Raw genomic sequence first — 23,015 nt, forward strand, 5'->3', positions numbered from 1 at the left:
AACAGCGGGCGACAGGGAGAAATGACATGACACCGAGCGAAGCAAAGCAGTTTCTGAAGGACAACAAGGTCAGGTATCTGCTGGCACAGTTCGTCGACATCCACGGTTCGGCCAAGACCAAATCGGTCCCGGTCGAACATTACGACACCGTCGTGAGCGATGGCGCCGGCTTTGCCGGTTTCGCCATCTGGGGCATGGGCATGACGCCCAATGTCGATGCCGACTACATGGCGGTCGGCGATGCCTCGACGCTGTCGCTGGTGCCCTGGCAACCGGGCTATGCGCGCATCGCCTGCGACGGCCATACGCACGGCACGCCGCACGAATTCGACGCCCGCGTGGTGCTGAAGAAGCAGCTCGAACAGTTCAAGTCCCGCGGCTGGACCTTCTACACCGGCATGGAGCCGGAGTTCTCGCTGCTGCGCAAGGTCGAGGGCAAGATCCTGCCGGCCGACGCCGGCGACACGCTGGCCAAGCCCTGTTACGACTACAAGGGCCTGTCGCGTGCCCGCGTGTTTCTCGAGCGGCTGTCCGAATCGCTGCGTGAGGTCGGCATCGACGTCTATCAGATCGACCATGAAGACGCGAACGGCCAGTTCGAAATCAACTACACCTTCACCGATGCGCTGACCTCGTGCGACCACTACACCTTCTTCAAGATGGGTGCCGCCGAGATTGCCGCCGATCTGGGACTGATCTGTTCCTTCATGCCCAAGCCGTTCTCGAACCGCCCGGGCAACGGCCTGCACATGCACATGTCGATCGGTGAAACGGCGCCCGGCGGCAGGAAGAACCTGTTCGAGGACAAGTCCGACAAGCACGGTCTTGCGCTGTCGAAGCTGGCCTACCACTGGGCGGCCGGCCTGCTCAAGCACGCACCGGCGCTGGCCGCGCTGTGCTGCCCGACGGTCAATTCATACAAGCGCCTGGTGGTCGGCCGCTCGCTGACCGGCGCCACCTGGGCACCGGCCTATATCTGCTATGGCGGCAACAACCGCAGCGGCATGATCCGCAGCCCCGGCGGCCGGCTTGAACTGCGCCTGCCGGATGCCTCGTGCAACGCCTATCTGGCCACCGCCGCAGTGATCGCTGCCGGCATGGACGGCGTGAACAACGAGCTCGATCCGGGCGCGCCGCAAAACGACAACCTGTACGAGTACAGCCAGGCGCAGCTTGATGCGGCCGGCATCTGCGTACTGCCGCAGAACCTGCATGAAGCGCTGCTGGCGCTCGAAAAGGACGAAGTGATCCGGGCTGCACTGGGTCCGGTCGTCGACGAGTTCCTGCGCCTCAAGCATATGGAGTGGGTCGAGTACATGCGCCACGTTTCCGATTGGGAAGTGCAGAGCTACCTCGAATTTTTCTGATCATCCCCGGAGAACCGATATGTGTGGAATCGTGGGTTTGCTGGTGAAGACGCCGGCACTGAAGGAAAGACTGGGCGAATTGATGGTGCCCATGCTGATCGGCATGACCGAACGCGGGCCGGATTCGGCCGGTCTGGCGGTGTTCGCCGATCCGCTGCCCGAAGGTTCGCGCAAGCTGAGCCTGTATTCGGGACTGACCGATGAAGGCGCGGATTTCAACTGGCATGGGCTGACGCACGCGCTGAAGGATCACCTCGACGTCGAGGCGCTGATCGACGTGAAGAACAATCACGCCGTGCTGTCGTTCGCGGTGGCGCCGGACATGATCAAGCGCTGGTTGCGCGAACACCATCCGAAGCTGCACATCCTGAGCACCGGCCGCACGATCGACCTCTACAAGGACGTCGGCACGCCGGCCGAAGTGGCCGAGCGCTACGACTTCAAGTCGATGAAGGGCTCCCACCTGGTCGGCCACACACGGATGGCGACCGAATCGGCGGTGACGCCGGACCGCGCCCACCCGTTCACCGCCGGCGAGGATTTCTGCCTGGTGCATAACGGCTCGCTGTCGAACCCGAATGACATCCGCCGCAAGCTGCAGCCGCACGGCATCCATTTCGACACCGACAACGACACCGAAGCGGCCTGCCGCTTTCTCGAATGGCGGCTGCGCGAAGGCGACGAGCTGGAAGCGGCGCTGCAGCGCGGCTTCGACGAGATGGACGGTTTCTACACCTTCCTGATGGGGACGCCGGACAAGCTTGCGCTGATCCGCGATCCGTTCGCCTGCAAGCCTGCGGTGGTCGCCGAAACGGACGACTACGTCGCCATCGCGTCGGAATTCCGCTCGCTGGCACACCTGCCCGGCGTCAAGCACGCCCACGTGTTCGAACCCGCGCCCGAGGAGATGTACGTATGGAAAGCCTGAACTTCGATCTGGCGAGTTCGTCGCTGAGCGACATGAACCGCTTCCTGCATCGCGATCTGGCCGACGGTGACCGTCGCCACGTGTCGGTGCTGAACCCGGACGGCGCGCACAACATCGCGGTCGGTCTGAATCACCCGGTCACGGTCGAGGTGCATGGCCACGCCGGCTACTACGCGGCTGGCATGAACAAGCACGCCACCGTGGTGATCCACGGCAGCGCCGGCACCGGTGTCGCCGAAAACATGATGAGCGGCACCGTGCATGTGAAGGGCTTCGCGTCGAATGGCGCCGGCGCCACCGCACACGGCGGCCTGCTGGTGATCGACGGCGATGCCGGCCTGCGCTGCGGCATTTCGCTCAAGGGCGGCGACATCGTGGTCGGCGGCAGCGTCGGCAGCTTTTCCGGCTTCATGGCGCAGGCCGGCCGCATGGTCATCTGCGGCAACGCCGGCGACGCGCTCGGCGACTCCTTGTACGAGGCGGTCATCTACATCCGCGGCACCGCGAAGTCGCTCGGCGCCGATGCGCAGTTCGAGGACATGACCGACGCCGACTACGCGGCGCTGGCCGAACTGCTGTCGAAAGCCGGTCTGGACCACGATCCGAAGTCATTCAGGCGTATCGCCTCGGCTCGTTCCCTGTACCACTGGAACGCCGACGCCGACCAGGAATATTGAGCCGGGCGTACCGGAAACCCGCAGGACTCAGCACCAAAGGACTCAGCATGGACACCAAGCCCGTTACGTTCAAACGCCCGTCGCTCGAACAGTCGGCCGGTTTCGACCGCACTGTCATCGACTACATCCAGAATGCGGCCGCGCACGGCCTGTACGAAATCCGCGGCCTGGGCGCCAAGCGCAAGCTGCCGCATTTCGACGATCTGGTCTTTCTCGCCGGTTCGCTGTCGCGCTACCCGCTCGAAGGCTATCGCGAAAAGTGCGTCACCAAGACGGTGCTCGGCACGCGCTTCGCCAAGAAGCCGATCGAACTCGACATCCCGATCACCATCGCCGGCATGAGCTTCGGCGCGCTGTCGGCCAACGTGAAGGAGTCACTCGGTCGCGCCGCGACCGAAATGGGCACCTCGACCACCACCGGTGACGGCGGCATGACGCAGGAAGAGCGCGGCTCGTCGAAGACGCTGGTGTATCAGTGCCTGCCGTCGCGCTACGGCTTCAATCCGGACGACCTGCGCCGCGCCGACGCGATCGAAGTGGTGATCGGCCAGGGCGCCAAGCCGGGCGGCGGCGGCATGCTGCTCGGCCAGAAGGTGAATCCGCGCGTGGCGAAGATGCGCACGCTGCCGCAGGGCGTGGACCAGCGCTCGGCCTGTCGCCATCCCGACTGGACCGGCCCGGACGATCTGGCGATCAAGATCCAGGAACTGCGCGAACTGACCGACTGGGAAAAGCCGATCTATGTGAAGGTCGGCGCGACCCGCACCTTCAACGACGTCAAGCTGGCCGTTCATTCGGGCGCCGACGTCGTGGTGGTGGACGGCATGCAGGGCGGTACCGCCGCCACGCAGACCTGCTTCATCGAGCACGTCGGCATTCCGACGCTGGCCGCGGTTCGCCAGGCAGTCGATGCGCTGGAAGATCTGAACATGAAGGGCAAGGTGCAGCTCATCGTGTCCGGCGGCATCCGCAGCGGCCCCGACGTCGCCAAGGCGCTTGCGATGGGGGCCGACGCAGTGGCCATCGGCCAGGGCATCCTGATCGCGCTTGGCTGCAATGCCGAAACCTACATCCAGAACGGTGAACATCACTCTGCGATCGAGTCCTACGACGCGCTGGGCACGGCACCGGGTTTCTGCCACCACTGCCACACCGGCAAGTGCCCGGTCGGCGTGACCACGCAGGACGCCATCCTCGAGCAGCGGCTGCAGCCGGACGTCGGCGCGCGTCGCGTGAAGAACTACCTGCAGACGATGAACATGGAGCTGACCACGATTGCCCGTGCCTGCGGCAAGCAGAACGTGCATCACCTGGAACGCGAAGATCTGGTTGCGCTGACGCTGGAAGCCGCCGCGATGGCACGCATTCCGCTGGCCGGTACCAGCTGGATCCCGGGTCACAACGGCTTCTGAACGCACTTGCTGATCCGGGTGCGGCGGCCATGACCGGCTGGCTCTTCCTGCTCGGCGCCATCGTTGCGGAAGTCATTGCAACGAGCGCCCTGAAACAGGTGGCCGGCCTGTCACGTCCGCTACCCCTGGTCGTGACCGTAGTCGGCTATGTCATCGCATTTTCGCTGATGTCGCTGTCGCTCAAGACCATTCCGCTCGGCATCGCCTACGCAGTGTGGTCGGGCGTGGGCATCGTCGCAATATCAATAATCGGCCTGATCGCATTCGGTCAGCGCCTCGATGCCGCCGCAGTGGCCGGCATTGCCCTTATCGTGAGCGGGGTCGCCGTGATCCAGCTTTTCTCGAAGTCGCAGGCCTGAACGCATCACCCCGGACAACACTTTCAGAAGGAGACCCCGACACCGCACATCCAATGTTTCCCTCTGCTGCTGACGATTTCATCCCATCAAAAAATTGCACCCATAAAGGAGGAGAGCAAGATGGATCAAGGCAAAAGCAAACACCCCGCAAACCCCGCGCTCGACGGCCGCATCCGCCGCATGTTCGGTCGTGACAGGGCAACGGCGCTGTTCGCGCTCGTCGGCCTCTGGCTGGCGCTGGGCTATGTGTACTTTGCTGTCCCGCACGGCTTTCTCGACTCGCCCACCGGTCTCGTGCTGACCGTGGCCGGCGTGCTCGTGCTGCTGTTCAACACGGCGTCCGTCGTGGCCATGCTGCGTCACTACGACGAAGACCGCGCGCACATCTACGGCATCGACATCCACCACCTCGACGAACACCGCGCCCGTGCCCGCAAGGCCGCACTGCGCCCGGCGCACGTCGACATCGACTGAGGAGTGCGCACATGACCCGCAGTGTCTACAAGCCCCCCGTACAGAAAGGCTTCGGCCAGTTCATCGATGCGTTCGTCGTGCTGGCCCTGGTCTATCTGAGCCTGCTCGCGCCGCTGCTGCTCGGCGGTACGGCGGCCGAGTCCGATGCGCCGGCAGAAAAGCCGGTCGCCTCCTGGGAGGCGATGAAGCAGAACGAAACCATGGCCGCCCAGTGGCAGAAGCTCGGCTACGACGCAGAGAAGGCCGAGCCCATCGTCAGCAAGAAGTTCAGCTACGAGATCGAACCCTGGTCGCTCGGCATCACGGTCGCCGTGATCGCCGCGTACTTCTTCTTCGTGCTCAAGGTGTCCGACCGCGAGTACCGCGAAGTCATCAACGAGCGCTTCGGCCCGCGCACCGGCAAGGAGGACTGAGTCATGGATTTCTGGACGGCACTGGAATACGCAGCCTGGGGCATTTCGATCGTGCTGGTCGGCTGGATGCTGGTCGATGCACGTTTCGTCAGCAGCACCTACGGCGAAGACTTCCTGCTCAGTTCGCGCGAAGGCGACGAGTAACGGGTGGTTCGAACCACGCACAACGGCGTGCGTGAACACGGGAGAACAAGATGGGAACGACAACCGCAGCAGAAGGCAGGCAGGAGAAGATTTCGCTCCTGAAAGTGTTGGGCCCGGTGCACGTGTGGGCACTGGGCGTGGGCATCGTGCTGGTCGGCGAGTACATGGGCTGGAACTTCTCGGTGGCGAAGGGCGGCGCCTACGGCGCACTCATCGCCTGCTGGGTGATCGGCCTGCTCTACACCTGCGTGGCAATGATCGACTCGGAGGTGACGTCGACGGTGGCCGCAGCCGGCGGCCAATACACGCAGGCCAAGCACATCATCGGACCCTTGATGGCGTTCAACGTCGGCCTCTATCTGGTGATGGCCTACACCATGCTGGAGGCAGCCGACGCGCTGGTGGTCGGCGACCTGCTGAAGGCGGTGGCGGCGCAGTACGGCGCCGAACTCGATCCACGGCCCTTCGTGGTGCTGACCATCGCCTTCCTCGCGTGGCTGAATTACCGCGGCGTGTTCATGACGCTGACAGTGAATTTCGTCATCACCGCCTTCGCCGTGCTCGCCATCCTGGTGCTGTTTTTCAGCACCACCGGCATCGCCGGCGGCGAAAGCGTGCTGCGGCACAGCGAACTGCTGACCGACCTGCCGTATGGCTGGATCGGCGTGCTCGCTTCGCTGCAGTTCGGCATGTGGTACTACCTCGGCATCGAAGGCACCTGCCAGGCGGCGGAAGAAGTGCGCTCGGCCGGCCGCTCGATTCCGCTCGGCACCATGGGCGGCATGATGACGCTGCTGATCGCCGCCTCGCTCACCTGGTACATCTGCACCGGCCTCATTCCGTGGGAATACCTGGGCCAGGCGACGACGCCCCTGTATGACGCCGCGCGACTGACCGGCAGTGTCGAACTGGAGGTGATCCTGTTCATCGGCACCATGTTCGCGGCGATCGCTTCGGCCAACGGCTGCATCAACGACTCGTCGCGTGCCTGGTTCTCGATGTCGCGAGACCGCTACATGCCGCACTGGTTCGGCGCCGTGCATCCGCGCTATCGCACGCCCTACCGTGCCATCCTGTTCCTGATCCCGATCGCGGTGTCGTTCGCCTTCACCGGGCTGCTCGACCAGGTGATCACCTTCTCCATCCTGTCGGGCCTGCTGGGTTACACCTTCATGTCCTTCAACATCGTGCGCTTCCGCCGGCTGTGGCCGCTCGGGTCGATCGAGCGCGGCTACGTGCATCCGTTTCATCCGGTGCCCGCCATCGTGCTCGGCCTGCTGTGCGGCGCGACCTACTTCGCGACCTATCTGGGCTACGGCACGTCACTGCTGTCGATCATGGCCTTCTACATCCTGGTGTCGATCTGGTTCGTCGTGCGTCGCTATCCCTACGTGAAGCGCGGCGAGCAATTCACGATGCCCTGGCCGCGACCGAAGGGTTACTGATGACGATCGCGACCATCGCGGCGCTGCTGCTCGCCGGCGCGGGCTTCGCGTGGTGGCACCGGCGCGTGCAGCGACGATTCGGCGACGAGCGGGCAGCGGTGTATGAGCAGTGCGCCGGCCTGTTCGACGCGGTCGACGTGGCCGCTTCGGGTGCGGATTATCCGCGCCTGAGCGGCCGCTACGGCGGGGCGCAGTTCGAGTTGCAGGCCCTGCTCGATCACGTCGGCTACCGCAAGGTGCCGTCGCTGTGGCTGTCCGTCACGCTGCGCACGCCGTTGCCGGTGGGCGGCAGCTTCGACCTGCTGATGCGACCGCAGAACATCGAGTTCTGGTCCGCCTCGGATGGCATGGACGAGCGCATCGACTTGCCGGCCGACTGGCCGGTGCACCAGATATCCAAGGTGAGCCCGGCCGGCTGGCGACCGCCGCTGAATACGCTGCGCGTAGCGGCCGGCAGCCTGATCGACGAGCCCTCGTTCAAGGAACTGCTGGTGAGCCCGCGCGGCGTGCGCATCGTGTTCCGCGTCGGCGGCGTGCAGCGCGCGCACTACCTGGTGCTGCGCTCGCTGCTGCCGGACGAGGCGCGCGTCGAACCCGAACTGCTGCAACCTCTGCTCGATGCGGCGCTGCGCATCGCCGCGTCGCTCAAGATCACGAAAATGGAGAAAGCCGCATGACATCCGACATCGCATCGGCCGCCGCAGTGGCAACACCTCGTCCACCGCATCCGCTGTTCGTGCTGGCTGCGGCCGCGCTGCTGCCCGGCATGGGCCAGGTGCTCAACGGCATGCAGGTACGCGCATGGATCATGCTGTTCTTCGCGCTCAGCCTCGGCGTCGTGAGCTGGCACATGACGACGCCCGAACACTCCTTCGTCGGCCGCCACGCTGGCGGCTTCTTCGTCTACGCCGTCATGGTGATGGACGCCTATGTGTGGGCACGCTACCGGCACACGCTGGCGCGGGTGCGGGCGGGGGCAGGCGTGGCCTGAACGCCGCCGACCGACGCCCCGTCGACCAAATGTGGCGTGCCGGCTGGCATGAACACGCGATCTCCTGCCGCGGGTTTCACCAGTCGGCCATCCATCGCCATGTTTGCTTAGACCCTTGCGCCCCCAGCGCCTACTGGTGCAGCGTGAGGGTGGTCTTTTGCCCTGCCGAGTATCGCGTTTGTTCGGATCCGTGTATCAGATGCTGCGTCTGCGCACGTATTCGCGCAACCGCTGGTCGCGCGCATCTTGTTCAAGCTCTGGAGATGCATGCACGATTTCGTCCAGGCATTGCCCTAACTCGCGAGGCAACCAGTTTGCGTTGGTCATCACGGCATTCAAATGACGTAATGCGTCCACTGGGGAGCGCTGACACAAGCCCGATTGGTGCAGCCGACGTACTATGTCACCCGGATGTTCAAGCGGTTGCAGCCAGTCTTTCACTGCAGCCAACGCAACGGGGAACTCAGATCGGGCTGCAGTCGCCAACCTGGTCAATGAATTAGCGATTCGAGGCGTGGCGAGGCTGCGGGATTTTGGCCAGACGTGTTGCCAGAACGGCTGAACACGGTTTTTCCAATGGTATCGATTCCGCCTTCATTCGCCGTCCTCAGCGGCACCCCGCCGTGCGATCTGCCGTGCCTCCAGTTCGCGTCTCGTCTTATCCAGTTCGGCCTGCAGCAGTTCAACGTCCGGCAGCACGGTCTGGTATTCGGCCGCCATGATCTTGTTCGGCAGGCCGTCCAGTGCGTAGCGGGCCAGGGCGGATCCGGCCCGAGCGCAAAGAATCAGGCCGACCGGCGGGTTTTCGTCGGGTAGCGTCCAGTGCTCGCGGGCGTAGTTGCAATACAGGTGCATCTGGCCCACGTCGGCATGGGTGAGCGCGGTCAGTTTCAGGTCGATGATGACCAGACAGCGCAGGCGACGATGAAAGAACAGCAAGTCAACGCGAAACCAGCTTTCGTCGATGCGCAGCCGTCTCTGGCGGCCGACAAAAGTGAAGTCGCTGCCCAGTTCGAGCAGGAAATCTTCAAGGCGGTGTATCAGCGCGTCTTCCAGTTCCGACTCGGAGTACTCGTCCTTGAGGTCAAGAAACTCGAGAACGTAGGGATCCTTGATGGCGTCGTCTGCCGTGACGAGCTCGCCGGGTTGGGGCTGGCCGCCTTTTTCCAGCATGTCCCGCTTGTTCTTCGACAGCAGCGCCCGCGTGTAGAACTGGCTGCCGATCTGGCGATCGAGCTGGCGCACGCTCCATCCGCCGCGCAGTGCTTCGGCTTCGTAGAACGCGCGCTCCTCGGCGGACCGGGTGCGGCGCATCAGGTGGATGTAATGCGTCCAGGACAGAGGAAACACCTGGGCCAACTGGTGCAGATCGAAATTCCGAATCGACGGTTCGGAATTCGGCGGCTGCGCGCCAGGGGGCAATTTCCGAATCAGTGATTCGGAAATGTTTTCGGGCGGATAGGTCTTGTAGAAAAGGCGCATGGATTCGAGCGAGTCCACCCCGAAGCCGCGCCCGAAGCGGGCCGACAGGTCGGCGGACAGGCGCTTCAAGAGTGCTTGCCCGTACTCTGCCCGGTCTTTGCCACCCTGTTCGAACTCGACGATGCGTCGGCCGATTTCCCAGTAAGAGGCCGTCATCAGTGCATTGACGCTGCGCGCGGCGGCCCGCCGGGCGGCCTCCAGCAGCGCGACGATGTCCGCGTGTACAGCCGTGTAGTCGAGTTTCGGGGGTGAAGAGGGAGGGGTTGGACGCGTCATGCCCGTCCCTCCGCAGCCAGGGCGTCGATCCCGTTCGGTAGACTTTTCTCTTCGGCTTGGTGACTGCGCATCGCGACATTCTAGCCCGCCATCATTAACCGGAACGGCGGCTTCTTCAGTGCCCACGCGTCCGCTTCAAGCCTGTTCTTGATGTTTGCCTGGCGCGGCCGACGCGCGACGAGAACGTTCTCCGTGTTGCTGTGGCCATCGGCGAGCAGGCCGGGAATCTCGCGTCCAGAGCCTCGGCGTCGACAGCGGCACATGACGACATCCGAGTGTTCCTTCGTCGGGTGTCAAGCCAGCGGCCGTTCTATTGATCCGCCAGCCCGGGAAAGAGCCAGTCACCGCCGCCTGACGACCAGGGCTGGACATGTACTCTCGGCGGGCGCTTCAGCGTGGACGATGGTGACTCGCCGAACAGCGCCTTGTAGTAGGACGAGAACATGCCCATATGCCAGAAGCCCCACTTGCAGGCGGCACTGCCGACCGACATGTTCGGGCCGCCGTGCAGCAGGTCCTTGCGCACGCCGTGCAGGCGCACGTAGCGCAGGAAGGTGACCGGGCTGATGCCCAGCACGTTGATGAATGCGTGGTGCAGGCCGCGCCGGCTCATCTTCAGGTGTGCGCTCAGATCGCTGACCGTAGGCGGCGCGTCGCGGTTGGCGAGGATGTACTGGCGTGCGCGTTCGACGATGGCGCGGTGAATGGCGTGGCCGCCGCGGCTGCGTTCGGTTTTATCGGAGATCGACAGCAGCGCCGTGAGCGAGGCGTTGATGATGGATTCCGACACCGCCTGGCATGAGGCGGCGTGCCGCAGAACCTCGGGCGTCGCCTGCACGCAACACATGACCTCGAGCAGCACCTGTCGGTAACGCGTTGCTGCGCCCGAGTGCAGGGTCTGCATCTGCGTTCGCGCCAGCACGCTCGCCACTTCACTCGCCACCTCGCGCCCCAGCACCGATTCGGCGTAGGTCTCCAGGGTATCGGCGTCGATCACGGCAACGAAGATGTCGGACATCCTGGGCGTGCGGAAGTGAAGTTCCTCGCCCGGCAGCAGTGTCAGCAGGCTGTCGCGCTGGACTTCCTGCGCCTGCCAGTAACCGTCCGGATGCACGTTCATCGGCACGCCGACGGTGTAGGACGACGGACGCGGATGGCCCTTCTCGTCGATCACCTGGTCCATCGATTCGCGGAACAGTTGCACCGGGCCGGTCGTCATTTCGACGATACGACCGCGAAACTCGCCGCTGGTCAGCTGCATGTACTCCTGTGACCACTGCGGCAGGCTGTCCGCGTGCTGGCAAGGGTCCTCGGTGACGAAACAGCACAACTGGGGCAAGACTGGCTGCCCATGCGATAGCGTCTCGCCGGTGGATTCAACGGTATTCACGCTCACTCCCTTCGCCGCTCGTGACCGGCGCAACCCCTGCTGCGTAGCAGTACGGATGACGCTTCGTGAAGATGGCGGCGTTCGTTGTATCGGCGGGCCTGCGAACGTCTGCACCGGTTGCTGGCCGGCGCGTCCGGAACCCTCTGAAACCGATGGTAGGCCCGGCGCCGGGGCTCGGCAATACGCGGCCCGACATCATCCGGACGAACGGGCCGATTCTTGATATTGCGGACGGAACCTTTGGCCGGTTCGCGATAACGCCCCTGCCTACCCCACTCCTATAGTCGATCAACGGCCGGCGGGCTCCGCCAACGCCGTGATCAACAGACGCCGCGCAGTCAGCGAGCGGCCTTCATCGCCCAACAACTCAAGAGGTACTCGATGCATAGAACAGTACTTAGCAGGACGTCGCCGCGTGCGCTTGCGCTCGCTGCCGGCCTGGTCACCCAGCTCTACGTCGCGGGCGCCCATGCGGCAGCTCCGGCGAGCGAGGCACTGGTCAACACCAAGTGCGCATCCTGTCACACCGCCAAGGGCGACGGCAGGTGGGACCGCATCAGTGAAAGCCGTCGCACACCCGAAGGTTGGGATATGACGGTCGCGCGCATGGGCTTCGCTCACGGCGTGAAGATGACGCATGACGAGCGCAGCGCCATCGTCAAATACCTCTCGGATGCCTACGGGTTGTCGCCGGACGAATCGGCCGCGCACCGCTACATCGTTGACCGTACGCCCAGCGTGGTCGAGCACCCGGAGAACAAGCTGATCGGCGACACCTGCGCGCGCTGCCACTCCTACGGGCGCATCGCGGTACAGCGCCGCACCGAGTCGGACTGGCGCAAGCTGGTGCACTTCCACGTCGGCCAGTTCCCGGCCATCGAAATCCAGGCCGGCGGCCGCGATCGAAACTGGTTCGACATCGCCGTCGGCGATGCCTCGGTCGAACTGGGCAAGGTGTATGGCTTCGAGTCCGACAGCTGGAACAAGTGGAAGGCACAGCAGCCGGCCGATGCCAGCGGCAACTGGCGCCTGGTCGGCCACAAACCCGGGGCCGGTGCCTATGAAGGTACGGCCACCGTGCAGCGCACCGGCAACGACGCCTATTCGGTCAGCATGGTATTGCGTTACGAGAACGGTACCAGCGAGAACCTGAAGGGCTCGGCCATCGTGTACTCCGGCCATGAGTGGCGGGCGACGATGAAAAGCGGCGAACGCGAAATCAACCAGGTCATGACGCTGGCCGACGGCGGCCGTGCGCTGTCCGGTCGCTGGTTCGAGTCGGGTTACGACGCGATAGGCGGGGTGCTGCGTGCAGTCCGTGCGGACGGTGCACAGCCCGCCGTGCTGTCGGTGCAGCCGGCGGCGCTGAAGGCGGGTACTCGCAGGCGCCTGGTCATCAACGGCGTGGGTCTCGACGGCGACGTGAGTCTGGGCAGTGGCGTGAAGGTGCTGTCGGTGGCCGAGCGCAGCCTTGATCGCGTAGTGGTCGAGGTCGAGTCGGCGAAGGACGCGGTCAGCGGCCCGCGCGAAGTGAAGGTCGGCGACGCACGCAGCGGCGAAGCGCTCAAGGTCTATCAGCGCATCGATTACGTGAAGATCACGCCCGACCATCCGATGGCCCGCGTCGGCGGCAACGGCGGCTCGATGAACAAGGTGCCGGCCCAGCTGGAGGCGCTGGCCTACACCGTCGGGCCTGACGGGAAGAAGGGCACTGCCGACGATCTGTTGCTCGGTGCCATGCCTGCAGCCTGGTCCTTCGACAACCTGAACAAGGTTGCCGCCGAGATGAAGGACGCCAGATTCGCTGGCCGCATCGACCAGAACGGCCTGTTCATGACCAACGATGCGGGTCCCAACCCGCAGCGCAAGTACCGCACCAACAACGCGGGCGAGCTGAAGGTGACCGCAGCGGTCAAGGACGGCACCCGCACGGTCAAGGCCACTGCGCCGCTGATCGTGACGGTGCAGCGCTTCAACGATCCCCCGATCCGCTGAGTGCGGGCCATTACCGGAAAAGCCATCATGACCGAAGCCAATCTGCTTTACGTCGATACGCACGCCTTCCACGACGTGGATGTGAAGGGCCGGCGCGTGCTGCTGCACGTGCCCAGCACCGGCATCTTCGATCTGGACGGTGTGACGGCCGAGGTGCTCGATTTCGTGCGGCCGATGACGACCGTGAGTTTCGAGGCGCTGCTGCAACGCTTCTCGGGCAACGGTTCGCCGACGCTGATCGCCGGCGCGATCGAGGATCTGAAGTCGCTGGGTGTGCTGCGCGGCGGCCCTGCCGTGGCCGACCGCGGTGCAGGGATCAGCGTGACCGAATTTCCGCTCAGCACCATCGTGCTGAACGTGAATACCGGCTGCAACCTGAGCTGCACCTATTGCTACAAAGAAGACCTGACCACCCCGTCCAGGGGCGAGAAGCTCGACTTCGACAAGGCGAAGAAGAGCATCGAACTGCTACTGAAGGAAGGGGCGAAGCGCGACCGCGTCAACGTGGTGTTCTTCGGCGGCGAGCCGCTGTCGAACATGCGGCTGATCAAGGCGGTCACCGCCTACGCGGAGGAGCGCTGCCGCGAGGAAGGGAAACAGGTCGACTTCTCGCTCACCACCAACGCCACGCTGCTCACCGAAGAGATCGCCGACTGGTTCAACGAGCACTCGTTCGGCATCTCGATCAGCATGGACGGCCCGCAGGCGGTGCATGACCTGCGCCGCAAGACCGTAGGTGGCAAGGGCACCTACGAGGTGGTGGCGAAGAAGGCACGCATGCTGCTGTCGCGCTACACCTCGCGGGCGGTCGGTGCGCGGGTCACGCTGACCGCAGGCTATTCCGATGTGGCGGCCATCCACCATCACCTGAAGGACGAACTCGGCTTCGCCGAAGTGGGCTTCGCGCCGGTCACCAGCAACCCGATCACCACCTTCAATCTGGTCGGTGACGAGCTGCGCGCGGTGTTCGACGCGATGAAGGCGCTGGGCCGCGAATACGTCGCCGCGGCGGTCGAGGGCCGGAACATCGGCTTCTCGAACATGCACCAGATGCTGTCCGACCTGTACGAGGGGCGCCGCAAGGCGCTGCCCTGCGGTGCCGGCATCGGCCTGCTGGCGGTCGATCACAAGGGCGACCTGAACCTCTGCCACCGCTTCACCGGCTCCGCGTTGCCGACCTTCGGCAACGTCGATACCGGCATCGCCAAGGTGGAACTGGGAGCCTTCCTGGAAGGCGCGCTCGACCGATCGCAGCGAGGCTGTTCGACCTGCCGCATCCGCAATCTCTGCTCGGGCGGTTGCTACCACGAGTCCTACGCCAACTTCAGTGACCCGCATTCGCCCGTTTATCACTACTGCGAACTGCTCAGGGAGTGGGTCGATTTCGGCATCGAGGCCTATCTCGAAATCCTCGAAAAGAACCCCGCCTTCCTCCACAAGCATGTCGCGAACAGGAGCTCCGAACTATGAACCGCTTGAAACCGCTGAACCGCAAGGCCCACCAGATCGAAGCAGCCCCGAACGAGGAGGCGGTCGAGAAGGTGGTCGCGATGACCGCCGCCGTTGCCGGCTGCTCCACAACTTTCGACCCGGGCTGGGAACTGGACCCCTTCCTTGGCGTGGCCGGTCTGTGCCAGCCGATGGAAGCCGACTTGTACGGCTGTTCCGACCCCTGCTGGTGGCCGGCCCAGGTGCCGGACACGCTGCACAACTACCCGGACTGGAACACCGGGAAGGACGACGCTGCGCGCGATTGGAACACGCTGCAGAGCGTGTTCCCGAAATAAGCCTGCGAATGCAAACGGAGGAATACCTGCTCATGAAGATCAAGACCACGGCGGCCGCACTGGCCGCCAGCTTCGGCGTCACACTGTTCGGCGCCCTCCCGGCCACAGCCCTCGCGGCCAAGGACTACCTGGTGACTGCCGCGCGGCCCAATCTCGTGTTCGTGATGGATGCGAAGGAACGCAAGGTGGTGAAGACGCACACCATTCCGAACACTTCGATGGGCAACAGCCCGATCACGCTGGTGCATTCGCGTGACGGCAAGACCGCCTACGTCATCCACAACCGCTGGGAAACCGTGTCCGGCATCGATCTGGACAGCGGCAAGGAAGTGTTCCGCGCCGAACTGTCCGGCGGCGACATCCGCGGCAAGTCTCCCTTCCCGATGGACCTGAGTCCGGATGGCAAGGAACTGGCCGTCTATGTGAACCCGACCCAGCTGCTGCCGGGCGAGTACAAGGTGCTCGATCCCTACATCGCGATCTACCGCACCGACGCCGGCACCGACGCCGAGCCGGCACGCAAGCTCAAGGTGCCGCGCCGCGTGTCCACGCTGGCCTGGTCGGCAAAGGGCGACACGCTGTACGCCTTCAGCTGGGACATGCTCAAGCTCGACCCGCAGACCGGCGCAGTCAAGGGAAAGCACCCGTGGCGCAGCTGGAAGAACGGCGAGCAGGGCGAGCCGGACACGCTGGCAATCTGGCCGCAGTGGGAACAGACCAATGTGTTCGCCACGCCCTACTACGTTGCCTACGCGAACAAGCCGGAAGGCGACCCGTCCGCGCTGCGCGCCGGCATCTGGACGCTCGACCTCGAAAAGGACACGGTGCATTTCAAGGAATTCGAGAATGCCGGCGTCGTGCTGTTTTCCAGCGTGGTGAACCCGGTGCGCCGCGACGAAACCTATACCGTCTATACCCAGCTCACCAAGGTGAACACGAAGACCGGCAGGATGGACCGCGTCGATCTCGACCACACCTACTACAACGTGAATGTGTCGAGCGACGGCAAGGAGCTGTACATCGGCGGCACCCAGGGCGACATCGCGGTGTACGACAGCGCCACGCTGAAGCGCATCGGCAACATCCGCACGCCGGGCGGTGGCGACCAGGTTCTCACCTCGCTGCGCATCTTCCAGCGCTGAGCGGCATGAGGGCAGAAGCACTCCATGTGCCCGCAGCGGGCGCCGCGCCGGTCGCGGCGGCGCCTGCGGCGCAGGGCGGCCGTCGTCTCGGCGCGCTCTACCGCTGGGCCGGCGACTTCATCCGGCCCGAGTGGCCGGCGCTGGCCGCCGTGCTTCTGCTGTCCACGCTGGCCGTGCTGGCCGGATTGGCCCAGCCGCTGCTGACCCGGGCGCTGATCGACGACGGCATCCTCGCGCACAATCGCGCGGCGGTGCTGGCGAGTGGCGGCTGGATGGTCGGGCTGGCGCTGTTCGCGCTGGCGGTCGGCTTCGCCTGCCGACGCATCCACGTGGCGGCGTCGGCCCGCATTCTTCACCGCATGCGCGAATCGCTGTTCGCGCATGTGCTGCGGCTGTCGCCGGCCTTCTTCGCGCGCATGCGCCAGGGCGACCTGCTGACGCGGCTGGAAGGCGATCTGGGCGAAGTGCAGCGCTTCGCGGTCGACGCCGTGCTGTCGGCGATCAACTCGGTACTCACGCTGATCGGCACCGTCGTGCTGCTCAGTCTGCTCAGCCCGAAGCTTGCGCTCTTCCTCGCGTTACTGATGGTGCTCAACAGCATCGTGTTGTCCTGGGTGCGACCGCGCATCGAGAAGCTGTCGCAACAGTCGCGCGACGCCGGTGTCGAGGTGTCCAGCTTCCTGGTCGAGAAGATCGGCGCGGTGCGCTGCATACAGACGCACGCTGCCGAGAAGCGCGAGCAGGAACAACTTGGTGCGCTGCACGGCACGGTGCGCGAGCGTCTGCTGTCGCTGCAGCTGTTCGGCTATCTGGGCGGCGCCTTTCCCAATCTGCTGTTGTCGCTGGCGGTGATCGGCATCTTCGTCGGCGGCAGCCTCTCGATGCTGGCTGGCGAGCCGCTGACGCTGGGCACGCTGGTCGCCTTCGCCACCTGCGTGCAGCGCGCCAGCGCGCCGCTGCATGCGCTGATGGGGCTCTACCTGCAGTGGCAGCGCGTGAAGGTCGGCCTGAACCGCGTCGACGAACTGCGCGCGCTCGACGTGCCGGACGATTCGGCTCCCTTGCCGGGCAACGCCTTCCCGGTCGGCGACCTGATGGTGCGCGACCTCGCTTTCACCTATCCGGGTGCTGCGCGCGCGGCCTTCTCCGGACTGAATCTGACCCTTCCCGCCGGTGCGCGGGTGTGGCTGCGCGGTGACTCGGGCAGCGGCAAGTCCACCTTCATCGATCTGCTGCACCGCCACTTCGAACCGTCGGCCGGCTGGATGGCCATCGGCGGCGTGAACCTGAAAGCCATCGACCGCGCGACGCTGCGTCGGCGCATTGTCGTGGTGTCGCAGGAGGCGGTGCTGTTCACCGGCTCGCTGCTCGACAATATCCGCTATGGCCGGCCTGACGCGAGTCGCGAAGAGGTCGGGCGGGCGGCGCAGGCGGCCGGCGTGAGCGACTTCCTGTCGCGTCTGCCCGACGGGCTGGACGCCATGGTCGGCCCGCGCGGCGCCTCGCTGTCCGGCGGCGAGCGGCAACGGGTCGCGCTGGCGCGCGCGCTGCTGATGTCGCCGGCAGTGCTGGTGATCGACGAGGGCACGTCCTCGCTCGACGGCGCGCTCGAGCTGCGCACGCTGGCGGCGATCGACGCGCTGCTGCCGCAGGCGACGCGCATCGTGGTGAGCCACCGTGACCTGTCGCAGTTCGCCTTCGACCGCGTCATCGATTTTCCGCAGGCCGCCGCATGACCGTCGTCGTTCGCGTGGGTCTGCTCGACAGTGCGCTGGACAGCGGCTTGAGCGACGCGGTGTATGCCACATCCGGAACCGCGCCGCTGGACGCCGACGCACGCGGCCACGGCAGCCAGATCGCGCGCTGCGTGCTCGCGCATGCACCGCAGGCGCGGCTGGCGGTGGCACAGGTGTTCGGAAGCAGCCGTGAAACCACGGTCGATGCAGTGCTCGACGGCCTCTACTGGCTGATCGGACAAGGCGTGCAACTGATCAATATGAGCTTCGGCATGCCGAGCGCCACCCGGCGGCTGGCGCAGGCCTGCCGCGACGCCGCAGACGCCGGCATCGTGCTGGTCGCCTCGGCGCCGGCGCGCGGTGCGCCGGTGTATCCGGCCGCGTTCGCGCACTGCATCGCGGTCACCGGCGACGCCCGCTGCGCAGCGGGCGACGTGTCGTGGCTGGCGACCGCTGTGGCCGATTTTGGCACTCACCCGCTGATCGAACCCGGCCGCCCGGAGCACGGCGGCGGCGCCAGCATCGCCACCGCGCGGATGAGCGGGCTGATTGCCGCGCTGCTTGCGCAAGGCGTCGCGTCGGATGATCTGCGCGCGCGGCTGCAGCGAGCGGCGATCCATGTCGGACCGGAGCGCCGTCATGCGTGATCGCCTGCTGTGGGGTGCCGTGCTGCTGGCGGCGCTGGGCTGTGCGGTGTTGCCGGCGGCTGGCAATGTGCTGCTTGCAGCCGCCGGCGCCGCCGCACTGTGGGCCGGGGTGGTGCCCGTCCGGCGCTCCGCGCTGCTGCGCGTCGTGGCCGGCCTGCTGTGGGGCGCGCTGATCGCGCTCGCCGTGCTTCTGCTGGGCGACCGCTTCGACGTGCGCTACGTGTGGATATACAGCGGCGCCGAACTGCCGCTGCACCTGAAGCTCGCCAATCTGTGGGGTGGCGACGAAGGCACGACGCTGCTGCTGGCCGCCTTCCTGGCCACGCTGGCGGCACGCGGCGCCGCGCAACGCAGTCAGCGCATCGACATCGCTGCCCTGCTGGCAGCCTGGTATGCGCTGACCGCCGCCTGGCTCGGCCCGTTCGCGGCGACGCCGGTCGACTGGCTGCAGAAGTCGGCATCGCAGGGCATGAATGCGCATCTGATGAAGATCTGGATGCTGGTGCATGCGCCGCTCATCCTCGCCGCCTACGCATGGACGCTGTCGCTGGCCGCTCCCGCGCTGGCGGCACTCGCCGGTCACGACGCGCGCTGGCCGGGCAGTGCGCTGATGCACGCGCGACGCGCCTGGGCGCTGCTCACCGCCGGCATCGGCTTCGGCATGGTGTGGGCCTTCGAGGACGCGATGTACGGGCAGGTGTGGCACTGGGACCCGGTACAGACCGCAGTGTTCGCCGTGTGGTGTCTGCTTGCCGCCCACCTGCACGGCGCCGGCGGCTGGCGGGCCGGCCGCACGATGTGGCGCTGGGTGCCGTTCGCCGCGCTGGCCGCGGCGGTGCTGACCGCGGTCGCGATGGGCGTCACGCGCAATGATGCGCTGGCCAGTTCGCACCGCTACGTCGGGGCCTCGACCTGGGCGGCGCACATCGCACTGGCCGGGTTGCTGCTGGGTGCCGGCCTGCTGGCCTGGCTGCGCGGCTGGCGCACGGTGCAGCCGCTGCCGCACGCCGCGCGCCTGAATCTGGCGGCCTGGGGTCTGCGCGTGACGCAGCTCATCTTTGTGTTCATCGGCCTGGCGGCGGCTACCCACCTCGCCTGGGCCTGTTTCTCCAGCGCGCGGGATCTGCCGCGGCCGGACGACCTGAAACCTTTTTTCGAAACGTTGAAGAACTGGGCGCGCGGCTCCGAGCTGCCGGCGCTGCGCGCGGCCTTCGCCCAGTGGGACGTCGATGGCTACGGGCTGGCGCGCCTGCTGCTGCTGCCCATGGTCGCGGCCGGGCTGATCGGCGGCTGGTTCTTCGCGCGCCGGCTGTCGGCGCGGCTGGGCTGGATCACGCTGGCTGTCGCGACGCTGCTTTGCGCAGTCGTGTTCGTACGGGGCGGCCTGCTGGCGAACGGCTACGCCGGCAGTGGCGTGCTGTCGCAGCAGATCGTCGCCGTGCTGCCACGCATCGACGCCGCGCTGATCGCGGGCGCCTATCTCGCGCTCGGCTGTGCCGTCTGGAGCGTGCACGGCGCCTGGCGCACTCGCCGCACTGCCGGCTACCAGCTGCCGCTCGGTCTGCTGCATCTGGGCGCGGTGGTCGCGCTGTGGGGCGGTCTGCTGGCGACTGCGCTGAATGGCTATTCGCAGCACCTGATCGATATCGATGGCGACTGGCAACGCGCGCACCAGGGCTATGCCGTTCGCGTCACCAGCCTCGACGTGGACCGCGCGCCCGACGGCGGTCGCACGCGGGGCAGCGGCAGCTTCCGCGCGCTGGCGCAGATCGAGATTTCGACGCCGGAGCACGGCGTGCTGCAGGGGCAGACGCTGTACCGCGACGCGCGCAGCGCGATCGCCGGCTACGCAGGTCCGGTGCGCCAGATCTGCGAAATCCTCGACTACCGTTATGCGCGCTACGCGGACCAGCCGGGCTATGTGCTGCATCCCTTCATCGACCGCGGCTGGGCGCGCGACCTGCAGCTATGGGTCGCCACCTCGTCTGCGGTGGCGGCGCTCGAAGGCGGGCCGCAGGCCGCGCAGGCGGTGGTGGTGCTGCGTGTGCTGCCTTTCGCGTCGCTGCTGTGGATCGGTCTGACGCTGACTTCGCTGGGCGCCCTGTGGCTTGCATTGCGCCCGCTGCCCGTGCACCGGGAGCCGCAGCGATGATTCCACTGCTGATACTCGGTACCGGTCCGGCCGCCAGCCTGCTGGCGATCGCACTCGCGCGGCACGACATACCGGCGCAGGTGATCGGGCGGCCGCGCACGGCGCCCGCGGTCGAGGGTCTGTCGCAGCGCGTGGTCGCGGCGCTGAATCAGCTCGGCTGTCACGAGGCGCTCGCCCTGCTCGGCCCGCGCTGGCATCGCGTGTCGAGCTGGAACGCGCAGGAGGTTGAGATGAACGGCGAGTTCGTGGTCGATCGCGTCGCCTTCGACGCCGCACTGCTGCGCGACGTGCGGGCGGCCGGCGTCGACTTGCGCGACGGGCTTGTGCGCGAGCAGGAGCGTGGCGAGGGCGGTGCCTGGTGCGTGCGCTGGGAGGACGTCGACGGTCGCCAGCAGCGCACCGACACTGCACTGCTCGCCGAGTGTCGCGGCCATACCGCGCCGAAGATGGCGCCCGATCTCCACACCGGCCCGACGCTGGTATCGCTGGGGCGCACCTTCGACGGCGCGCGGGCGCAGCCGCGAACAACTTTCATCGAATCCTTCCCGTCCGGCTGGGCCTGGGGGGGTGTCGATCTGCAGGGCTGTGCGCACATCCAGGTTGTCATGCGGCCGGCCAGCGTGGCCGCCTTCGGCGGTGACCTCGATCTCGCGCACGCGGCGGCGCTGGCGCAGCTCACGCGTCTGCCGCAGCGCTTCGGCAGGCAGCTGAAGGCGACCGGTGCCGCGCGGGCGCGCGGCATACAAGCGGCACTGCGCGGCGCGGTCGCCGGCAACGGCTATCTGCGTGTCGGCGACGCCGCCTACACCTGCGATCCGCTGTCCGGCCACGGCATGTTCGAGGCGGCCTCCGGCGCCATTGCCACGGTGCCGGTCATCAAAACGCTGCTGCAGCGCCCGGCGCAGGCAGAACTGGCGCGGGGCTACCTGCGAGAGCGCATCGAAGCGGTGTTCTTCTCGCGCGTCAAGGTGGCGCGACAGCACTACGCAGCCGAGACGCACTGGGAGGACGAGCCCTTCTGGCAGTGGGTGACGCAGCCAGTGGCCACGCGGCCGTCCGTCGCAAACGCCACCGGTCCGGCTGCGTTCGCAACGTTGCCGGTAGTCGAGGACGGATTCATCGTCGAGCGCCGCGTCGTCGTAAGCGCCGAACATCCGCGGGGCGTGCGCTTCATCGACGGTATTGATCTCGGCCGGCTCGACGCGCTGCTGCAGGCGGACGCAGCGATCGTGCCGGCCGACATCGGCTGTCATCTGGGCGCGCCGGCCGACGCAGTCGCCCGGGCGCTGCGCTGGCTGCAGACGCATTCCCTTCTTACCCGCGCCGGGCATCGATCCGGCGATCTCACCACCGCAAGAGGAGCGTTTAACGATGAAAAGAACCCGGTTTGATGTCCTGCTGCCCATGTTGCTGATGGCGGCATTGCCGCTGCCTGCCCATGCTCAGGAGCCCGTGCCAGCCTTCACTGTGAGCGCGAACGTGGGGGTGTTCTCGCAGTACATCTTCCGCGGCATTTCGTACTCGCAGGAGAAACCCGCGGTGCAGGGCGGCTTCGATCTGGCGCATTCGAGCGGCCTCTACCTCGGCGTGTGGGGCACCAATGTCAGCGGGGATGCGCTGCCGAACGCGGTGGGCGAGATCGACGTCTATGGCGGCTATGCGCACGCGATCGGTGACTTCACGCTGGACGTGGGCTTCCTGCAGTTCCTGTTCCCGGGTGGCGAGTACAACGGCAGCGGCGAGAACTTCAACTCGCTGGAGCTGTATGCCGGGGTCACCTGGAAATTCCTGAACGTGAAGTACTCGCAGATGGTGACCGACTACTTCGGCTTCAACGATCGCTCCATGGGCATGGGCCGTGGCGACTCCGACGGTTCCTACTACCTGGAGGCGAACGTCAATTACGAATTCCTGCCCGGCTGGACCGCACAGCTTCACGTCGGCCGTCAGGACGTGAAGCACTACGACCAATACAGTTTCACCGACTGGAAGGTGGGCGTGACCCGGAACTTCGAAGGTGGCTGGCAGGCCGGGCTGTCGTATGTCGACACCAATGTCGACAAGAACGCCTACCTGCCGATCTGCAACGGCAATGGCAACGGCTGCAAGCAGCCGGGCGATCCGAACTGGCTGGCCTTCGTCAAACGCACCTTCTGACCGTTCCCGGGGTCTTGCCGGCATCGAATGCAGCGCGTGGC

Annotated in this window: 22 protein-coding genes; 20 read left to right on the plus strand and 2 right to left on the minus strand. The window is 66.0% G+C overall.

What is annotated here, in order from left to right; genetic code table 11:
- The first annotated feature begins 26 nt into the window (after positions 1–26).
- The 11 genes from glnT to Q8R75_RS15325 all read left to right on the plus strand — a co-directional run bounded on the left by glnT (position 27) and on the right by Q8R75_RS15325 (position 8,210).
- Entirely contained in the window at positions 27–1,367 is a 1,341-nt protein-coding gene (gene glnT / locus Q8R75_RS15275) for a type III glutamate--ammonia ligase (RefSeq protein WP_305614255.1), read from the plus strand.
- A gap of 19 nt (positions 1,368–1,386) precedes the next feature.
- On the plus strand, positions 1,387–2,295 hold the full coding sequence (locus Q8R75_RS15280) for a class II glutamine amidotransferase (protein WP_305614254.1): 909 nt from the start codon (positions 1,387–1,389) through the stop codon (positions 2,293–2,295).
- The gene (locus Q8R75_RS15285) at positions 2,283–2,972 is read left to right on the plus strand and encodes a protein glxC (RefSeq protein ID WP_305614253.1); all 690 of its coding nucleotides are present in this window, start codon (positions 2,283–2,285) and stop codon (positions 2,970–2,972) included. The genes Q8R75_RS15280 and Q8R75_RS15285 overlap by 13 nt, the downstream gene beginning before the upstream one ends.
- 47 nt (positions 2,973–3,019) lie before the next feature.
- A complete protein-coding gene (locus Q8R75_RS15290; RefSeq protein ID WP_305614252.1) occupies positions 3,020–4,384 on the plus strand; it encodes an FMN-binding glutamate synthase family protein in 1,365 nt (454 codons plus the stop codon).
- A 29-nt stretch (positions 4,385–4,413) separates the two neighbouring features.
- The gene (locus Q8R75_RS15295; RefSeq protein ID WP_305614251.1) at positions 4,414–4,743 is read left to right on the plus strand and encodes a multidrug efflux SMR transporter; all 330 of its coding nucleotides are present in this window, start codon (positions 4,414–4,416) and stop codon (positions 4,741–4,743) included.
- A 120-nt stretch (positions 4,744–4,863) separates the two neighbouring features.
- Positions 4,864–5,217 carry a hypothetical protein gene (locus Q8R75_RS15300; RefSeq protein WP_305614250.1) on the plus strand — a complete coding sequence of 118 codons (354 nt, stop codon included), beginning with the start codon at positions 4,864–4,866 and terminating at the stop codon, positions 5,215–5,217.
- A gap of 11 nt (positions 5,218–5,228) precedes the next feature.
- Entirely contained in the window at positions 5,229–5,630 is a 402-nt protein-coding gene (locus Q8R75_RS15305; protein ID WP_305614249.1) for a hypothetical protein, read from the plus strand.
- Positions 5,631–5,633: 3 nt separating this feature from the next.
- A complete protein-coding gene (locus tag Q8R75_RS15310; protein WP_305614248.1) occupies positions 5,634–5,774 on the plus strand; it encodes a hypothetical protein in 141 nt (46 codons plus the stop codon).
- Between the two features lie 50 nt (positions 5,775–5,824).
- Positions 5,825–7,219, plus strand: coding sequence for an amino acid permease (locus Q8R75_RS15315; RefSeq protein WP_305614247.1), 1,395 nt, complete (start codon positions 5,825–5,827; stop codon positions 7,217–7,219).
- Positions 7,219–7,896, plus strand: a complete 678-nt coding sequence (locus Q8R75_RS15320; protein ID WP_305614246.1) for a hypothetical protein — start codon at positions 7,219–7,221, stop codon at positions 7,894–7,896. Before Q8R75_RS15315 ends, Q8R75_RS15320 begins: the two co-directional genes overlap by 1 nt.
- Entirely contained in the window at positions 7,893–8,210 is a 318-nt protein-coding gene (locus tag Q8R75_RS15325) for a hypothetical protein (RefSeq protein WP_305614245.1), read from the plus strand. The genes Q8R75_RS15320 and Q8R75_RS15325 overlap by 4 nt, the downstream gene beginning before the upstream one ends.
- A gap of 594 nt (positions 8,211–8,804) precedes the next feature.
- Here the strand turns inward: Q8R75_RS15325 and Q8R75_RS15330 are convergent.
- The gene (locus Q8R75_RS15330) at positions 8,805–10,094 is read right to left on the minus strand and encodes a PDDEXK nuclease domain-containing protein (RefSeq protein WP_305663790.1); all 1,290 of its coding nucleotides are present in this window, start codon (positions 10,092–10,094) and stop codon (positions 8,805–8,807) included.
- A gap of 184 nt (positions 10,095–10,278) precedes the next feature.
- Positions 10,279–11,229, minus strand: a complete 951-nt coding sequence (locus Q8R75_RS15335; RefSeq protein WP_305614243.1) for a helix-turn-helix domain-containing protein — start codon at positions 11,227–11,229, stop codon at positions 10,279–10,281.
- Positions 11,230–11,739: 510 nt separating this feature from the next.
- Between Q8R75_RS15335 and peaA the strand changes: the two genes are divergently transcribed.
- From peaA to Q8R75_RS15380, 9 genes are read left to right on the plus strand one after another with little or no spacing between them, the layout of a single operon-like run.
- Positions 11,740–13,353, plus strand: coding sequence for a quinohemoprotein amine dehydrogenase subunit alpha (gene peaA, locus Q8R75_RS15340; protein WP_305614242.1), 1,614 nt, complete (start codon positions 11,740–11,742; stop codon positions 13,351–13,353).
- Positions 13,354–13,380: 27 nt separating this feature from the next.
- Entirely contained in the window at positions 13,381–14,823 is a 1,443-nt protein-coding gene (gene peaB / locus Q8R75_RS15345) for a quinohemoprotein amine dehydrogenase maturation protein (protein ID WP_305614241.1), read from the plus strand.
- The gene (gene qhpC / locus Q8R75_RS15350; RefSeq protein ID WP_305614240.1) at positions 14,820–15,140 is read left to right on the plus strand and encodes a quinohemoprotein amine dehydrogenase subunit gamma; all 321 of its coding nucleotides are present in this window, start codon (positions 14,820–14,822) and stop codon (positions 15,138–15,140) included. The genes peaB and qhpC overlap by 4 nt, the downstream gene beginning before the upstream one ends.
- Positions 15,141–15,172: 32 nt before the next feature.
- Positions 15,173–16,282: a quinohemoprotein amine dehydrogenase subunit beta gene (gene peaD, locus Q8R75_RS15355; RefSeq protein ID WP_305614239.1), complete on the plus strand. Its 1,110-nt coding sequence runs from the start codon at positions 15,173–15,175 to the stop codon at positions 16,280–16,282.
- 5 nt (positions 16,283–16,287) lie between these two features.
- Entirely contained in the window at positions 16,288–18,018 is a 1,731-nt protein-coding gene (locus Q8R75_RS15360; protein WP_305614238.1) for an ABC transporter ATP-binding protein, read from the plus strand.
- The gene (locus Q8R75_RS15365; protein WP_305614237.1) at positions 18,015–18,665 is read left to right on the plus strand and encodes a S8 family serine peptidase; all 651 of its coding nucleotides are present in this window, start codon (positions 18,015–18,017) and stop codon (positions 18,663–18,665) included. Before Q8R75_RS15360 ends, Q8R75_RS15365 begins: the two co-directional genes overlap by 4 nt.
- Entirely contained in the window at positions 18,658–20,817 is a 2,160-nt protein-coding gene (gene ccsA / locus Q8R75_RS15370) for a cytochrome c biogenesis protein CcsA (protein WP_305614236.1), read from the plus strand. Before Q8R75_RS15365 ends, ccsA begins: the two co-directional genes overlap by 8 nt.
- Positions 20,814–22,208, plus strand: coding sequence for a tryptophan 7-halogenase (locus Q8R75_RS15375; RefSeq protein WP_305614235.1), 1,395 nt, complete (start codon positions 20,814–20,816; stop codon positions 22,206–22,208). The genes ccsA and Q8R75_RS15375 overlap by 4 nt, the downstream gene beginning before the upstream one ends.
- Complete coding sequence (locus tag Q8R75_RS15380; protein ID WP_305614234.1) at positions 22,189–22,974, plus strand: TorF family putative porin; 786 nt, start codon at positions 22,189–22,191, stop codon at positions 22,972–22,974. The genes Q8R75_RS15375 and Q8R75_RS15380 overlap by 20 nt, the downstream gene beginning before the upstream one ends.
- Positions 22,975–23,015: the final 41 nt, after the last annotated feature.

Source organism: Methyloversatilis sp. (assembly GCF_030696805.1).
Classification (GTDB): Bacteria; Pseudomonadota; Gammaproteobacteria; order Burkholderiales; family Rhodocyclaceae; genus Methyloversatilis.

What these genes read in the sequence shown, in the direction of transcription:
- Q8R75_RS15320 (WP_305614246.1), top strand. Translation starts at nt 7,219, where the DNA reads ATGACGATCGCGACCATCGCGGCGCTGCTGCTCGCCGGCGCGGGCTTC.
- Q8R75_RS15380 (WP_305614234.1), top strand. Translation starts at nt 22,189, where the DNA reads ATGAAAAGAACCCGGTTTGATGTCCTGCTGCCCATGTTGCTGATGGCG.
- qhpC (WP_305614240.1), top strand. Translation starts at nt 14,820, where the DNA reads ATGAACCGCTTGAAACCGCTGAACCGCAAGGCCCACCAGATCGAAGCA.
- peaB (WP_305614241.1), top strand. Translation starts at nt 13,381, where the DNA reads ATGACCGAAGCCAATCTGCTTTACGTCGATACGCACGCCTTCCACGAC.
- ccsA (WP_305614236.1), top strand. Translation starts at nt 18,658, where the DNA reads ATGCGTGATCGCCTGCTGTGGGGTGCCGTGCTGCTGGCGGCGCTGGGC.
- Q8R75_RS15310 (WP_305614248.1), top strand. Translation starts at nt 5,634, where the DNA reads ATGGATTTCTGGACGGCACTGGAATACGCAGCCTGGGGCATTTCGATC.
- Q8R75_RS15325 (WP_305614245.1), top strand. Translation starts at nt 7,893, where the DNA reads ATGACATCCGACATCGCATCGGCCGCCGCAGTGGCAACACCTCGTCCA.
- peaA (WP_305614242.1), top strand. Translation starts at nt 11,740, where the DNA reads ATGCATAGAACAGTACTTAGCAGGACGTCGCCGCGTGCGCTTGCGCTC.
- Q8R75_RS15295 (WP_305614251.1), top strand. Translation starts at nt 4,414, where the DNA reads ATGACCGGCTGGCTCTTCCTGCTCGGCGCCATCGTTGCGGAAGTCATT.
- Q8R75_RS15375 (WP_305614235.1), top strand. Translation starts at nt 20,814, where the DNA reads ATGATTCCACTGCTGATACTCGGTACCGGTCCGGCCGCCAGCCTGCTG.
- Q8R75_RS15280 (WP_305614254.1), top strand. Translation starts at nt 1,387, where the DNA reads ATGTGTGGAATCGTGGGTTTGCTGGTGAAGACGCCGGCACTGAAGGAA.
- Q8R75_RS15365 (WP_305614237.1), top strand. Translation starts at nt 18,015, where the DNA reads ATGACCGTCGTCGTTCGCGTGGGTCTGCTCGACAGTGCGCTGGACAGC.
- Q8R75_RS15300 (WP_305614250.1), top strand. Translation starts at nt 4,864, where the DNA reads ATGGATCAAGGCAAAAGCAAACACCCCGCAAACCCCGCGCTCGACGGC.
- Q8R75_RS15285 (WP_305614253.1), top strand. Translation starts at nt 2,283, where the DNA reads ATGGAAAGCCTGAACTTCGATCTGGCGAGTTCGTCGCTGAGCGACATG.
- Q8R75_RS15335 (WP_305614243.1), bottom strand. Translation starts at nt 11,229, where the DNA reads ATGCAGCTGACCAGCGGCGAGTTTCGCGGTCGTATCGTCGAAATGACG.
- Q8R75_RS15305 (WP_305614249.1), top strand. Translation starts at nt 5,229, where the DNA reads ATGACCCGCAGTGTCTACAAGCCCCCCGTACAGAAAGGCTTCGGCCAG.
- glnT (WP_305614255.1), top strand. Translation starts at nt 27, where the DNA reads ATGACACCGAGCGAAGCAAAGCAGTTTCTGAAGGACAACAAGGTCAGG.
- Q8R75_RS15360 (WP_305614238.1), top strand. Translation starts at nt 16,288, where the DNA reads ATGAGGGCAGAAGCACTCCATGTGCCCGCAGCGGGCGCCGCGCCGGTC.
- Q8R75_RS15315 (WP_305614247.1), top strand. Translation starts at nt 5,825, where the DNA reads ATGGGAACGACAACCGCAGCAGAAGGCAGGCAGGAGAAGATTTCGCTC.
- peaD (WP_305614239.1), top strand. Translation starts at nt 15,173, where the DNA reads ATGAAGATCAAGACCACGGCGGCCGCACTGGCCGCCAGCTTCGGCGTC.
- Q8R75_RS15290 (WP_305614252.1), top strand. Translation starts at nt 3,020, where the DNA reads ATGGACACCAAGCCCGTTACGTTCAAACGCCCGTCGCTCGAACAGTCG.